The following is a 15,501-nucleotide window of genomic DNA, read 5'->3' on the forward strand; positions in this document are numbered from 1 at the left end:
CACTGTTGCCCGCACCTGCCTATGTCGTTGCAGTCGTGGAATTATTGTGGATCAGCTTGTGTTGTTTTCAAAAGCGTTTGCAAATTAGCAGCCTTTGGTTTCACAAGCCAGAATTTACGGCTGTAGAAATCGAACTCATTGCGGATTTTATAAGCCCAAGCACTACCTGTTTCTTTGATATGCTCATCGATAATACGCAACAAGAACTCTTTATGATCTTCCATAGATTCTGTTGAAATACGATTTAAATCAATCAATTCATGGTTGTAGTAATCTACAAAGTCATTATCAAGGTCAAGTACATAAGCAAAACCACCAGTCATGCCTGCACCAAAGTTATGGCCTACTTTACCAAGTACAGTCACCACACCACCTGTCATATATTCACAGCAGTGATCACCAGCGCCTTCAATTACTGCAAATGCACCAGAGTTACGAACTGCAAAACGCTCACCCGCTGTACCCGCTGCAAAAAGCTTACCGCCAGTTGCACCATACAAACAGGTATTACCAATAATTGCTGTGTTTTGTGTTTGGAAAGGCGAACCTTGTGGTGGGAAGATTGAGATACGACCACCTGCCATACCTTTACCCACATAGTCGTTTGCATCACCTTCAAGACGGATGTGTAAACCACCAGCGTTCCATACACCAAGCGACTGACCAGCAGTACCAGTTAAGTTCATGACTACAGGATGCACTTCCATGCCTAAGTTGCCGTAGCGACGAGCAATTTCACCTGACACACGAGCACCAATCGAACGGTCACAGTTCACAACTTTGAAGTTGAACTGACCGCCTGCACTTGATTCAATTGCAGGAAGCATTTCTTCAACCATTTTCTCAGCCAATACACCTTTATCAAATGGTGCATTACCTTGTACTTCACAGTACTGTGCTTTACCGTCAGCAGATGGATGAGATGTTAACAATGCACTTAAATCAAGGTGAGCATGTTTTTCAGTTTCGCCCGGTAATACTTCAAGTAAATCAACACGACCAATTAAGTCTTTCAATGAAGAAACACCTAAAGCTGCTAACCATTCACGAGTCTCTTCCGCAATAAAGTGGAAGAAGTTGATGAGCATTTCTGGCTCGCCAATATAGTGTTCTTGACGTAAATGGTCTTGTTGAGTTGCAACACCAGTTGCACAGTTGTTCAAGTGACAAATACGTAAATATTTACAACCTAAAGCAATCATTGGTGTTGAACCGAAACCAAAGCTCTCAGCGCCTAAAATTGCTGCCTTGATGACATCAAGACCAGTTTTTAAACCACCATCAGTTTGTACGCGTACTTTGCCACGTAAGTCATTAACGCGAAGTGCTTGATGCGCCTCACTGAGACCTAATTCCCATGGAGAACCCGCATGGTGAATTGATGAAAGTGGAGATGCTGCTGTACCACCGTCATAACCAGAAATGGTAATGAAGTCTGCATATGCCTTAGCAACACCAGCGGCAATTGTTCCCACACCCGGTTCAGATACCAGTTTTACTGACACCATTGCTTTCGGGTTAACTTGTTTCAAGTCAAAAATTAACTGAGACAAATCTTCAATTGAGTAAATATCGTGATGTGGTGGAGGTGAAATCAGCGTTACACCCGGTACAGAGTAACGTAAACGTGCAATTAAGCCATTTACTTTACCGCCCGGTAACTGACCGCCTTCACCTGGTTTTGCACCTTGAGCAACTTTAATTTGCAATACTTCAGCAGAAGTTAGGTAAGCAGGTGTTACACCAAAACGACCAGATGCGATCTGTTTGATTTTCGAATTACGAATTGTGCCGTAGCGAACAGGATCTTCACCACCCTCACCAGAGTTTGAACGACCACCAATTGTATTCATCGCGATTGCAATTGCTTCATGTGCTTCTGGAGAAAGAGCACCTAAAGACATACCTGCCGAGTCAAAACGAGGCAAGATATCTGCAACTGACTCAACTTGCTCAACCGGAATCGAATTCGTTGTTTTTAACTTGAATAAGTCACGAATGGTTGCAACCGGACGGTTGTTAACCAACTCAGCATATACTTTAAAGTCTTCATACTTACCAGAGCGAACAGCCGTATGTAATGAGTTAATCACGTCTGGGTTGAACGCGTGGTACTCTTTATCAAACACGAATTTGAGCAAACCACCCTGATCAATCGGTTTGCGATTTGACCATGCTGTAGCAGCTAATTTTTTCTGATCTTTTTCAAGGTCAGCAAATGTTGCGCCCTGAATACGACTTGGAACACCTAAGAAACACTGATCTACAACTTCAGACGACAAACCAACTGCTTCAAAAAGCTGACCACCACGATACGACGCAACTGTAGAGATACCCATTTTTGAAAGAACTTTTAATAGGCCTTTCTCAATCCCTTTACGGAAGTTCGCTTGCGCATGGATTGGATCACCTAAAAGCTCACCTTTAGCAATCAAATCATTGATCACGTCATATGCTAGGTATGGGTAAACTGCGGTTGCACCGAAACCAAGTAATACCGCAAATTGGTGCGGATCACGTGCAAAACCAGTTTCAACCATGATGTTAGCATCAGTACGTAAACCAGTTTTAATGAGGTAATGGTGTACCGCACCTGTTGCAAGTGCTGCATTTGCAGGTAAGAAACCTTGGCGAATATTTTTATCAGTTAAAACAATTAAAGTTTTACCATCACGAACTGCTTGTGCCGCTTCTTCACAAATACGTGTAATCGCAGCTTGCAAACCTTCTTCTTCAGCATAGTTCAAATTGATGTCAACAGACTCATAGCCTGCACGATCAATACTACGGATTTGCTGCATTTTTGAGTTAGACAAAACAGGGCTCGAAATAATGATTCGATCTGCGTGCTCTGGACCTTGCTCAAATACATTTTGCTCACGACCTAAACACGTCTCAAGGGACATTACAATCGATTCACGTAATGGATCGATTGGCGGGTTAGTCACCTGTGCAAATTGTTGACGGAAATAATCCGTCACATGACGTACTTGACGAGACAATACAGCCATTGGCGTATCATCGCCCATAGAACCTACAGCTTCCTGACCACTTTCAGCAATTGGACGCAATAACTGGTCACGCTCTTCAAATGTCACCATAAACATTTTTTGAGCTGCTTTTAAAGCATCGCCAGTTAAACCTTGATCAACTAATTGTTCTTCAAGTTCAGGATTAGCTTTTAAGCGAATTGCATGATCACGCAACCATTCACGGTACGGACGCATGTTTTTAAGATGAGTATTTACATCTTTTGTATCAAGTACTTTGCCTGTTAAGGTATCAACTACCAAAATTTGACCTGGACCTACACGGCCTTTAGAAACCACGTCTTCAGGTTCATAGCCCCAAACACCAATTTCTGATGCTAAGGTAATGTAATCATTTTTAGTAATTACCCAACGTGCAGGACGTAAACCATTACGGTCAAGCATACAGATTGCATGACGACCATCTTGAATTACCAAGCCTGCAGGACCATCCCAAGCTTCCATGTGCTTAGAGTTGAACTCATAGAATGCGCGTAAGTCCGCATCTAAAGTTTCTACGTTTTGCCAAGCTGGTGGTACGAGCATACGTAACGCACGGAATAAATCCATACCGCCGCCGACCAAGATCTCAAGCATATTATCTAAGCTTGATGAGTCTGAACCAGTACGGTTCACCATCGGGTTAAGTTCAGTTAAGCCCGGCAACAATGGATTTTCAAATTTAGGAGTACGTGCTAATGACCAGTTACGGTTTGCTGTAATGGTGTTAATTTCACCATTATGAGCAAGATAACGGAAAGGCTGAGCCAACGGCCAACGTGGTAAAGTGTTGGTCGAGAAACGTTGATGGAACACGACGATATGTGATTTTAAACGTTCGTCTGCCAAGTCTGTATAGAACTCAGCAATCGCAGCAGGCATCATCAAGCCTTTATAAGTGATCACTGTCGAACAAAGCGTAGTCACATAGAATAACGGATCTTTTTGTAATTGTTGTTCCGCACGGCGACGCGCCAAAAATAGCTTACGGTTGAACTCAACTTCGGTTACACCCATTGGACAGTTCACAATGACCTGTTCAAAAGCAGGTAAAGATTGAAGTGCAATTTCACCTAGTGCATCGTTATTTGTAGGCACAACACGCCAAGCCAGTACGCGTAAGCCTTCTGCTTCAATTTCTTTATTTAAAATATTTTTAGAATGTTGCGCTAATGCCGGATCAATATTTAGAAATACCGTACCCACAGCAAAAACTTCGCTCAGTGTAATATCACTCAGTTTTTTTGCTTCATCACGAAAAAATTGCTTTGGCATCGCCAATAATAAGCCGCACCCATCTCCCGTCTTGCCATCTGCGGCAATACCACCACGGTGCGTCATGCAACTTAAACTGTGAATCGCGGTTTCTACAAGATGATGACTTGATTCACCCTTCATATGGGCAATCAGTCCAAAACCACAGTTATCCTTAAACTCATCAGGTTGATATAAACCTTGAGCGGGAGCTACAGTATTAGGCGATGGCATGTGCATAGCGTACCCTTCTTTCAATAAGGCTCTTTCGAGCGTCAAACAAACAACTTATTTCTGCGATATTGCCTACGGACGATAGTTAGCTCAATGTTTCGCAAAAAAAAATTTTGGGCTGATAAGCCAATATACGCTGTTCCATAAATGCGTACACTGGTTTTTGCTAGAAAAATGTTTTGACTTATTTCGCACTCTTTTAAAGCAGTTCGACCCCACGACTCTGCATAGACTTCACTCTTTAGAGCGCCAAAATAGTTAGCAGTACATTAATAAGCACAAGAATAAAGCAAAAACTATGCCAATATATTTTTTACAACTTAAGTGTTTATATTTATTAAAAATAGATCAGTTTTATTCAGGCTATCATTTTAATAAATGACCAAATATGCACCACGCTTGATCAAGGAGTATATGTATTTTTTATTATTGCACTATATTTGTGCAAATTATTCTTACCGTTAGTTCCCTCTTGTGCCCTCATTTGTTGCATTTTTTGGAGGAACTTCAGTTGCACGATTTTGTTGAGCCTTTTTAGCAGTATCAGCAGCAGAATTAGACTGGTGTACATCTACAACATTTCCCTCGGCATCTCGACGAATAATGGTTGTCCGAGTTGTAGAGTTCGTTGATGGAGCAGCCACTTTAGGTTGCATATTTATAGCGCCATTTACACCTGCGCCCATGAGCAAAGACTCATCAATTTTAGGCAAGGCAGCTGGGCGTAACCGCACTTCATAAGTTTGGCTAATCCCACCTTTCATTTCATCTGCACCTAAGTCATTGACGAGTGGCACATAAGTCGAAAATTGTTGAGGTTGCGGCTTAATTGATTCAGGCAAATTAAGATTCAGTTGTGTTAACTGCTGAATTGCATCTTCAGAACGTTTAAATACGCCATATGTCAAAACATATTGTTCAGATTGCTTTTCTCCACTTAATCGGAAGTAGATAAATTTATTTCGGTCTGAACGATTCTTTAAAAAGTTTTTAATAATATCTTCGTCAGATGCACGGAACAGCTCAAGCGTCCATTGTTTCTTGTTTTCGTTAATAAACTTTGTACCGCGGAACTCTGCCTCATGTTGACCAGATACAACCGTCCGAGTCGTTAAATCAAGAGGCCTAACTTCATCAGCTAAAGCCCCCAAGTTAGCCGTTGTTGCCACTTTTTCTGGCTGAATTTGCACTGGCGTGTCTGAATCGGCTGCTTTTTCAACTTCGACAAGCTTCTTACTATCAGTCATTACCCAGAAAATAAAAGCCAGAAACAAGCAGACGATACCACCCACCAACCAGATATATTGTTGAACATTCTGCCAAAGTGTACGTGATACAGTCATGTGTTACCTTAATTTATTATCCGTGTTGATTTGCCAAAATAGCTTGTTTCATGAGTTCAACATCAAAGTCTTTAGTAATTACCGCTTGTCCAAGTTGCTTTAACAACACTAAACGTAATTGACCATTGAGGACTTTTTTATCATGTGCCATATATCCAAGGAATTCATCCAATGGAATTTTTGGACATGATATCGGCAAATTAGCGCGTTGAATAATTTTTTTTGTACGCTCTACATCATCGCTCGAAATCCATCCTAAACGCTTTGATAAATCAGCTGCCATGACCATGCCGGTAGCAACTGCCTCACCATGCAACCAAGTACCATAACCAAGGTAAGATTCTATAGCATGACCAAACGTATGACCTAGGTTGAGTAAAGCTCTCTCGCCTTGCTCTTTTTCATCATTTGCAACAATACGGGCTTTATGGGCACATGAACGATAAACAGCTTCTGCTAAAAGATTGGCATCTCGACCAACCAAGCCATCCATATTTTGTTCTAACCAAACTAGAAAATCGGCATCACCTAACAAGGCATACTTAATGACTTCTGACAATCCAGCAGACAACTCTCGATCTGGTAAAGTGTTGAGTTGAGACATATCAGCTAAAACAACTTGAGGTTGCTGAAATGCGCCAAGCATATTCTTACCCAGTGGATGGTTAATTCCAGTTTTACCACCCACACTTGAATCTACCTGTGAAAGAAGTGTGGTCGGAACCTGAACAAAATATACACCACGCTGGAAACATGCTGAGGCGAAGCCAGCCATATCACCAATAACACCACCACCTAAAGCTAAAACTGTACAGTCTCGGTTAAACCCAGCTTCAAGTAATGCATCAAAAATTAAATTTAAATGTTGAATATCTTTATATTTTTCACCATCAGGCAAAATACAAGTAGCTATAGTTTTACCCAAACTTTTTAACGCTTCTTGATAATGAGACAAATATAAAGGAGCGACCGTTTCGTTACTCACGATCATGACCTGTTGACCATGAATATAAGGCTCAAGCAACTGTTTAGGATCAAGTTGACTGCCAATAAAAATAGGGTAACGGCGTTCGCCTAATTCAACATGTAAAGTTTGCATGAATTTATAAAACCACGAGTAAGTTTGGCTATATTAGCGTGTTAGACAAAATAAGTTGCAAAATCTTTTGAGCAAGATCACGAGCAGCGCCCTGATTGGTTTCAATCGTATAATGAGCAACTTCACGATATAAAGGATCACGTGTTTTTAACAAATCACGCAATTTTTGTTCAGGGTTTTCAACTTGTAATAGAGGTCTGTTTTTATCGCGATACGTTCGTTGTAATTGAAGTTCCACAGGAGTGTAGAGGTAAACAACAATACCGCGCTGCTTTAAAAACTCACGGTTTGGCGCTTGAGTGATGGCACCCCCCCCAGTTGCTAATACCAAGGCATTACGGGAAGTCAACTCATTCAAAACAATGGTTTCACGAGTACGAAATCCAATTTCCCCTTCTTTTTCGAAAATCCAAGGAATAGTAGCACCCGTTTTGCGCTCAATTTCATGATCACTATCTAAAAATTCACGCCCCAATAGTTCGGCTAAATGACGTCCAACGGTTGTTTTTCCTGCCCCCATGGGCCCTACCAAATAAATATTTGGCAGGGTTTCAAACGCTTTGCTTGGCAAGGCGCCACCTATTTCAATTGCTTTCATTGAAAAATATATTAATGATTTCTCGCTAAAGTGTCATTAACAATTCGTGGTGTTACGAAAATCAGCAACTCTTGTTTATCATCAGACTTCACATCTTTTCTGAATAAACGCCCAACTACAGGAATATCACCAAAGAAAGGGACTTTAGTTTGAGAATTCTTTGTTGTCTGTTCAAATACTCCACCTAAAATGACAGTTTCTCCATTATCAACCAACACATTGGTATTGATATTATTCTTATTCAGAATTAACTCACCATTAGGTGCCTCACCGGCTATCGAATCCTTAGAAATATCTAATTTCATTTGAATCTTGCCATCAGGTGTAATGTTCGGAGTAACATCCAGACTTAAGAGGGCATCTTTAAATGAGGTCGTTGCCGTAGTACCCGCTCCAGAAGTGGTAGTCATTAGATAAGGAACTTGTTGACCAGTTGCAACTTTCGCCGTCTGCTTATCGGCAGTCATAACTTTAGGAGTTGAAATAACTTCGCCATAGCCATCAGCTTGTAAAGCAGATAACTCAAGATCCAACATAAAGTCAGACATGCTGATAAGACCAAAGGCGATACTTCCCGCCGGATTAGAAACTCCTAAATCGACGTTTAAGTTATCGGGGCGCTCAATCGTATATTTATAGCCTCCCGTAGTCTCATCTTTTTTAGGCTCTCGTAAATTCCACAAGGTTGTTTCACTACCTCCAACTAACAAATTATTATTATTAGTAATACCTTGCGATAATATTCCCCATTTAACGCCGAGTTCTTTGGTAAAAGAAGTAGAAGCTCTGACAATACGTGCTTCAACCATAACTTGCTTAACTTGTACATCAAGCAACTCAATCATTTTACGAACTTTATCAATATTTTGTGCCGTATCATTTACAATCAAAGTATTAGTACGCGTATCGGCAACAGCACTGCCACGTGAGCTCAATAAACTTTCTAAAGCAAGAGAGTCTGAATTTGTGGTACGGTTTGCAACAGCGCCCTTACCATCACGAGTATCTTCAATTAGCTTCAGCACATCAATCGCTTTCGCATAACTCAAGCGGATATAATCTGTTTGGATCGGCGCCAACTTAATAGTTTGTGCTAAAGCTTTTGCCTGATCGTCTTCTGCTTTAATTAACTCAGCAACGGGAGCAATCCAAATAACGTTACCATTTTTACGTTTATCCAGATTTTTAGTTTTTAAAATAATATCAAGTGCCTGATCCCATGGAACATCTTTCAATCGCAAAGTAATATTACCCTGCACACTATCGGCAGCCACCATATTAATGCCAGTAAAATCGGCAAGTAACTGTAGAACTCTACGAACTTCAATATCCTGGAAATCGAGAGAAAGCTTATTGCCAGAGTAATTAGATGGCTTAGATGAAGAACTTACATTTTTGTCCTGCGGGCGCTTTAAGCTAATGGTGAGTTTATTTTCTGCCTGATAAGCCATATATTCATAGCTACCAGTAGATTGGATCGTAATAACGCCATTGCCTTTTTCGTTATAAGATTCGATGATTGAAACAGGGGTCGCAAAATCGTTCACATTTAAACGTTTAGCTAAGTCGGTGGGAATTTTAGAGCCCAATGTTCGCACGACAACTTTGCTACCTTGTTGTTGAACATCAACAGGAGTATTACTTCCCAAAAGATCTACAACAACTAAACCTTCTCCCTGACTACCACGCTGAAAACCAATATTTGAAACACCTTGTGGTTGTACAGCAGCTACGAGTATAGGCTTATTACTCGTTTTGGCCGAATTAATTTTTAAGATGAAGGTATTGCCTTCAATGCGTGTTGTAAACGCACCTGCCTCTTTTAAATTTACAGTTAAACGTGAGCGCTGATCGTCAGAACTTACATCGACCGAGCTCGCTTCATTTGTACCAATTGCCACTTTTGACTGTGTTAAAGTCTGCTGAGCTTTATTAAAATCCAAAATCAAACGCGAAGGATTTTCAAGTTGATATGCCTGTGGTTGCGGCGGCAAACCATTAAACATAACTCTAATTTCTGTACCCTGACCTGCAATTTGTGTCGGTACAATATTGGTCATGCTGACCTGTGCAGATGCAACCTGCATAACTGCAATGGCTACAGCCCCCATAGAAAACTGACGGAATACGTGATTCATTGTCTGACCATCCCCAATTAAATAATCTTTAAAAATACTTTTTCTTTGTTATTCCCTAAATTTTAGGGTGCGGGTCCAATTAACACTAAGGTTCTTGGTCTCTCCACATAGCCTTCGCGCCCATCGGGGACAATTTCTACCAGATCAATCTGAGTTGGACCAATATGGGTAATACGCCCTTGATTCATCCCAATATAATTACCCACCTGTACTCGCTCAATTTGTTGATCAGGTGTTTGGATAAGAGCCAGCATTTGTCCGCGGTTATTACGGATACTTCCTTTCATATTTAAGGATTCTAATGCATAACTTTCTAGAGGCTGAGGTGCCCGTGAGAAATTCGGATATACCCGTTTTCCTGCCATAATTTTGAGCTCAGCAGCAAGTGAGCTTGGTAAAAATGGACTCTTTAGCTGATGAGCCGCATAATTAAACTGTGGCACAGGTGTGAAAACAGGTGCTGGATCTATTGCCTGTGGTGGCTGGTTACGTATATCTGCCATTTGCTGATTTACAGCGTCGATTCTCGAGTCACATCCGACTAAAACTAAACATACTAAAATAGAAAAAGAAATTTGCTTAAGTTTCATTGTAATGCTCCTATTTCGACTGTGTATTAGCAGTAGAGGAAACAGGTGCTACTGAAGCCGAAGCGTTGTTTTCCGGATGTTCAGCATTTTCTACGGCGCCCATATAGCGATAAGTTTTTGCTTTAATAGAATAATTAAGTACAGGAATATCTGACTTACTATCTTTAACAGGCGCAGCTTCTACAACAAAGTCATGCATTGTCACAATACGTGGTAATGCCGCAATACTACTGACAAAAGCACCAAAAGCGTGATAATCGCCAGTTGCTTCCATCGTAATAGGCTGTTCAATAAAAATTTCCTGCTTCACTTCATCTTCTAAATGGATGTTTTTAAACTTCAGGCCAGAATTCACCCCAGTTAAGTTAATATCTTCAACCAAGCTTGGAATTTCGGTTTCTTTTGGCAGTTGCTCTAACTGCTGATTAAAGTTTGCTTGCATCTCTTGAAGTTGAAGCTGAAATTGCTGCAAGTTACGTAATTTTGAATCCTTTTCGCGAAATTCATTCAACAAATTACTTTCTTGCGCCTGCGCAGTATCAATTGCTTGTAGCTTTGGCTGAATAACAACAAAGTATCCCAAAGCCAACACAGCAAAGAAAATAAAACCCCAGCATGTAGTTTTCACAGATAATGGCCAGCTACCGTAACTGTTCATATCTAATGTGTTAAATTGCTGAAGAAATTTTTCTAAAGTGATCTGTTTTTTCTTAGATGGAGCTTGTTCTAACGACAACTCATGAAGTTCATCCGGATTCATTTAACCGCCCCCTTATCCATACTTACAGACGTATTGGCGGTATCATCTGTTGTAGTCACCCCCATTTCCCCTAAATCAACAGTCACCACAAAACTACCATAGCCATCTTCCACTCTAGGAAGCAGCGAACTCGCCGTCTTATCTTTTTTCTCTTCAATCGCCAAGAAAGACTTCATAAAAGCGTTGCGATACCATGGTGATGCTTCGAGATTACGTAATAACTCCGCGACCGTATTGGGACTTTCTGCTTTACCTTCAATGGTAAATTTATCTCCAGTTCTGCTAAATTTAGTCAAATACATCGCTGCCGGAGTCATCCGTACCAATTCATCTACCAAACGTACAACAACAGGGCGCTGACTTTGCAATCCCTGAATAAGTTTCATACGTTCGATAATGGCATCACGCTGTTCTTGCAAGCCATTTAATGTTTTAAGCTGTTGATCTAGACTCTGGTTTGTACTGGTGATGAGTTGATTAGCTTGTTCTTGATCATCTAATTTTTGATTCAAATAAAACCACCCAGAAAATACAGTGGTGATCCCCAAAAAAACTACCCCAAAACAAAAAATAATAAATTGTTTCTTACGCTGTTCCCTAAGCTCATCACGCCAAGGAAGTAAATTAATTGTTGCCATTAATCAAAACTCCTTAAAGCCAAGCCACATGCCACCATTAATGATGAAGCATCGTTTTCAATTTTTTGAAAGTCGACTTGAGGAGAAAAACCCATTTGTAAAAACGGATTGGCAATGGTCACACGGTAACCAAGTTTTTGCTGCAACAATTTGGCAAGCCCAGGAATATTGGCATTCCCACCTGCTAATAAAATATGGTCTATTTCATTAAACTGTGATGAAGAGAAGAAAAATTGTAGAGATCTGGCTGCTTGTTGCACGACTGCATCTAAAAACGGCTCTAAAACTTCGAGGTCATAGTCATCTGGTAAAGAGCGCTCTTTTTTAGCCCGTCCCGCTTCCTCTAAAGACAGGCCATAGCGACTTTGAATTTCCAAAGTCAGCTGTTTGCCACCAAAGACTTGTTCACGGGTATAAATGATTTTGCCACTTTGCATAACCGATAATGTCGTCATGGTATGGCCGATATCTAAAATACCAATGGTATTTGCACCCATTGGCAAGCTATCAGCAAATACACTAAAAGCACGCTCGACAGCATAACTTTCTACATCAGCAAGCTTAGGAGTTAAGTCCACCAGTTCCAGCACTTCTACTCGCGTTTCAACATTTTCTGTTCTTGTTGCAACTAAAAGTACATTCACGCGGTTTGGATTAGGCAGTCGATCTGGTAAAACCTCAAAATCAAGGCTCACTTCATCCAAAGGGAACGGTATATACTGCTCCGCATCTAATCGAATCTGAACTTCTCGTTCATCATCATTCATATCTGCATCCATTTCGATGGTTTTATGAATAACCGTCGATGTTGGAACAGCAATTGCAGCGTTACTGGTTTGGGGATTTGCTAAATTCATCGCCCGTTCCAAAGCTTCCGCAACTGCCTCTGGATTCAAGATATTTTTTTCAACTACACTGTTCTCGGGTAAAGGCATCAAAGCATAGCTTTCTACCCAATATTTACCGTTCTTAACAGAGAGCTCTAACAACTTAACAGAAGTCGAACTAATATCGACACCCATTAACCCCTTATTCGGTTTACGATATAACCTGAGCACACTATTGTCCTATTATTTTTTTATCCCCAAAAAAAATTACAAACCAATAATCTAGGTCTTTATTTTTACACGGATACAATATCTCATCTAACAATCCGCATGTCTAAAGGCTATACTGACCACAATTAGTTTGTATTCGATCTTATTAAAGCTTACTTATCATGAAAAAGCTATCCAGTTTGGGCTTCGTGCGTCCAATTTTTTTGATCATTATTATTATCTTAGTCTCACTTCCGATGGGCTTTTATGGCATGTATCTCTATATCGCCCCATCGCTCCCAGAAATGAGTTCACTAAAAAAAGCTCCGCTTTTAAAACCACTACAGGTCTACACATCAGATAATCAACTGATTGCCGAGTATGGTGGTAAGCTGTCTATTCCAGTTGAATACAAACAAATTCCTCCTGCTTTTATTCATGCATTTTTAGCAGCAGAAGACTCTTCTTTCTTTGAACATAGCGGGATCAGTTTTAAGGGTTTAGGGCGTGCTTTAAGTGAAAGTGTGACTGGTTCTGATGTGCAAACTGGTGGTTCAACCATCACTATGCAGGTTGCAAAGAACTATTATTTGAGTCCAGAAAGAACATTAAAACGCAAAATAACCGAGATCTTTTTGGCTCGAAAAATTGAGCAAAATTTATCCAAAGAAGAAATTCTCAGTCTCTATGTGAATAAAATCTTCTTAGGGAAAAATGCTTACGGTATCGCAGCAGCAGCCAAAATTTATTACAACAAAAGTATTAATGAGCTAAGCATTGCTCAAATGGCAATGATCGCAGGTTTGCCAAAAGCTCCTTCTAAATACAACCCTGTGGTTAATCCAGAGCGTGCACTTGAAAGACGTAACTGGATTTTAGGTCGCATGTTACAGCTGGGTTATATCTCTCAAGCAGAATATCAAAAAGCTGTGGCTGAACCGATCAACCTCAATATGCCCAATCGGGATCTAAATAATATTCACCCATATGCAGGTGAAATGGTTCGTTCAGAACTCGTAAAGCATTTTGGCGAACAAGCAATTGATTCTGGCTATAAAGTCTATACAACCATCAATGCTAAACGCCAAGCGATTGCTGAAAAATCTGTGCAAGATGGTCTTGAAGCTTATGACCGTCGTCATGGCTGGCGCGGTGCTGAAGCACACGACAAACCATTAAGTGAATTTAGAGCATATGCCAACACCTACCCTGCACAAGTTACTAAGGTAAATAGCAGCTCTTTTGAAGCATTAATGCAAGATGGTACAACGGTTACTGTACAGTGGTCAGGTATGTCATGGGCCCGCCCCTATCGCAATGCGAATAGTGTAGGTGGTGCTCCTTCCCGTGCATCTCAAATTGTTCAAGTTAAAGATATCGTTCGCTTACGTCCAAATGATGCAAAAACAGCATGGTCTTTAGTTCAGGTTCCAAAAGTTCAAGGTCAACTTATTGCGATTAACCCTAATGATGGTTCAATTGAAGCAATTGTAGGTGGTTATAACTTCTATCAATCGAAATTTAACCGTGCTTTGCAAGGCTGGCGCCAACCAGGTTCGACGATTAAACCTTTTGTCTATGCATTGGCACTAGAGCGCGGTATGACGCCGTACAGTATGGTGAATGATAGTCCTATCACGATTGGTAAGTGGACACCGAGAAACTCAGACGGTCGTTATTTAGGAATGATTCCATTACGCCGTGCGTTGTATTTATCTCGTAACACCGTATCTGTACGTCTTTTACAGACAGTCGGAATTGAACGTACTCGCCAGTTATTTATGGATTTTGGTTTACAAGAAGATCAAATTCCACGTAACTACACCATTGCCTTAGGTACGCCTCAAGTCTTGCCAATTCAAATGGCAACGGGATATTCGACTTTTGCCAATGGCGGCTACCGCATTCAACCGCACTTTATTCAACGCATTGAAGATGCATACGGTAAAGTGATTTATGAAGCTAAACCAGAATATGCATGTATTCCATGTATTAACGCGCCTGACACAACTGATGACGAGCAAAAAACGACGACAACAGATGATGAAGTGATTGAAGTTACTAATAAAGATGTAGAGCAGAAAGAAAAGGCAGCTAAGCAACTTAATCTTAAACAGACTGATAAAGCGAACAGTGAATATCGTCAGGCACAGCGTATTTTAAAATCAAGTTCTGCGTATGACATGGCTAATATTTTACGAGACGTTATTGAACATGGTACAGGCCGTGCTGCGCTTAAAATTGGTCGTAATGACTTAGGCGGTAAAACAGGTACAACCAACGATGCAAAAGACGCATGGTTTGCTGGCTTCAATGGCAAGTTAGTTACTGTGACGTGGGTTGGATTTGACCAACCGACGACACTAGGTCGTCGTGAGTACGGTGGTATTGCTGCATTACCGATCTGGATCAACTTTATGGGTCAAGCATTGGAAGGTACACCATCAGCTTGGGTTCGCCTCGACAAAGATGCTCAAGCACCTATTTCACGTGACAAAACTCAAGCGGTAGTAGAAGTTAGCGACAAGAAAACTTATCGTGCGGCTCCACCATTGGCTCGTCCACTATATCGTCCAGCACCACCGCAACCGAAGCTCAACAATAACAATGACTTTGCCGATTTACCTGGCGAAGAAATTGTTATTCCATCAAAAGCTGCACCTCCTGCCATGAGACCTTCACAGGAACCTGCGCCTAAGCGAGAAAAAGATGAACTAGAAAATCTGATTAATCAGATTGAATAAATAATAAAAAAGCCATCGTTAGATGGCTTTTTTATTA

At 40.8% G+C, this 15,501-nt stretch carries 10 protein-coding genes; 1 reads left to right on the forward strand and 9 read right to left on the reverse strand.

Translation table 11 applies throughout. From position 1 onward, the window contains the following. Window positions 1-41: 41 nt before the first annotated feature. From gltB to ACPF64_RS02605, 9 genes are all read right to left on the reverse strand, one after another. On the reverse strand, window positions 42-4,517 hold the full coding sequence (gene gltB, locus ACPF64_RS02565) for a glutamate synthase large subunit (protein ID WP_199989527.1): 4,476 nt from the start codon (window positions 4,515-4,517) through the stop codon (window positions 42-44). 461 nt (window positions 4,518-4,978) lie between these two features. Continuing rightward, window positions 4,979-5,860 (reverse strand): hypothetical protein, encoded by an 882-nt coding sequence (locus ACPF64_RS02570; protein ID WP_426455503.1) that lies wholly within the window; start codon window positions 5,858-5,860, stop codon window positions 4,979-4,981. A 16-nt stretch (window positions 5,861-5,876) separates the two neighbouring features. Beyond that, the gene (gene aroB / locus ACPF64_RS02575) at window positions 5,877-6,959 is read right to left on the reverse strand and encodes a 3-dehydroquinate synthase (protein WP_426455504.1); all 1,083 of its coding nucleotides are present in this window, start codon (window positions 6,957-6,959) and stop codon (window positions 5,877-5,879) included. Between the two features lie 28 nt (window positions 6,960-6,987). Beyond that, window positions 6,988-7,557: a shikimate kinase AroK gene (gene aroK, locus ACPF64_RS02580; RefSeq protein ID WP_003653807.1), complete on the reverse strand. Its 570-nt coding sequence runs from the start codon at window positions 7,555-7,557 to the stop codon at window positions 6,988-6,990. 11 nt (window positions 7,558-7,568) lie between these two features. Then, entirely contained in the window at window positions 7,569-9,695 is a 2,127-nt protein-coding gene (pilQ, locus tag ACPF64_RS02585) for a type IV pilus secretin PilQ (RefSeq protein ID WP_426455505.1), read from the reverse strand. Window positions 9,696-9,757: 62 nt separating this feature from the next. Further along, window positions 9,758-10,285, reverse strand: coding sequence for a pilus assembly protein PilP (locus ACPF64_RS02590; RefSeq protein WP_426455506.1), 528 nt, complete (start codon window positions 10,283-10,285; stop codon window positions 9,758-9,760). 10 nt (window positions 10,286-10,295) lie between these two features. Then, window positions 10,296-11,045 carry a type 4a pilus biogenesis protein PilO gene (locus ACPF64_RS02595; protein ID WP_198078484.1) on the reverse strand — a complete coding sequence of 250 codons (750 nt, stop codon included), beginning with the start codon at window positions 11,043-11,045 and terminating at the stop codon, window positions 10,296-10,298. Then, a complete protein-coding gene (locus tag ACPF64_RS02600) occupies window positions 11,042-11,683 on the reverse strand; it encodes a PilN domain-containing protein (protein ID WP_426455507.1) in 642 nt (213 codons plus the stop codon). The genes ACPF64_RS02595 and ACPF64_RS02600 overlap by 4 nt, the downstream gene beginning before the upstream one ends. Further along, window positions 11,683-12,741 (reverse strand): pilus assembly protein PilM, encoded by a 1,059-nt coding sequence (locus ACPF64_RS02605; RefSeq protein ID WP_198078482.1) that lies wholly within the window; start codon window positions 12,739-12,741, stop codon window positions 11,683-11,685. Before ACPF64_RS02605 ends, ACPF64_RS02600 begins: the two co-directional genes overlap by 1 nt. A gap of 161 nt (window positions 12,742-12,902) precedes the next feature. On the opposite strand from ACPF64_RS02605, the gene ponA reads away from it, so the two are divergent. Then, the gene (gene ponA, locus ACPF64_RS02610) at window positions 12,903-15,464 is read left to right on the forward strand and encodes a penicillin-binding protein PBP1a (RefSeq protein WP_426455508.1); all 2,562 of its coding nucleotides are present in this window, start codon (window positions 12,903-12,905) and stop codon (window positions 15,462-15,464) included. Window positions 15,465-15,501: the final 37 nt, after the last annotated feature.

The sequence above is a fragment of the Acinetobacter sp. KB005 genome (assembly GCF_049949095.1).
Classification (GTDB): Bacteria; Pseudomonadota; Gammaproteobacteria; order Pseudomonadales; family Moraxellaceae; genus Acinetobacter; species Acinetobacter calcoaceticus.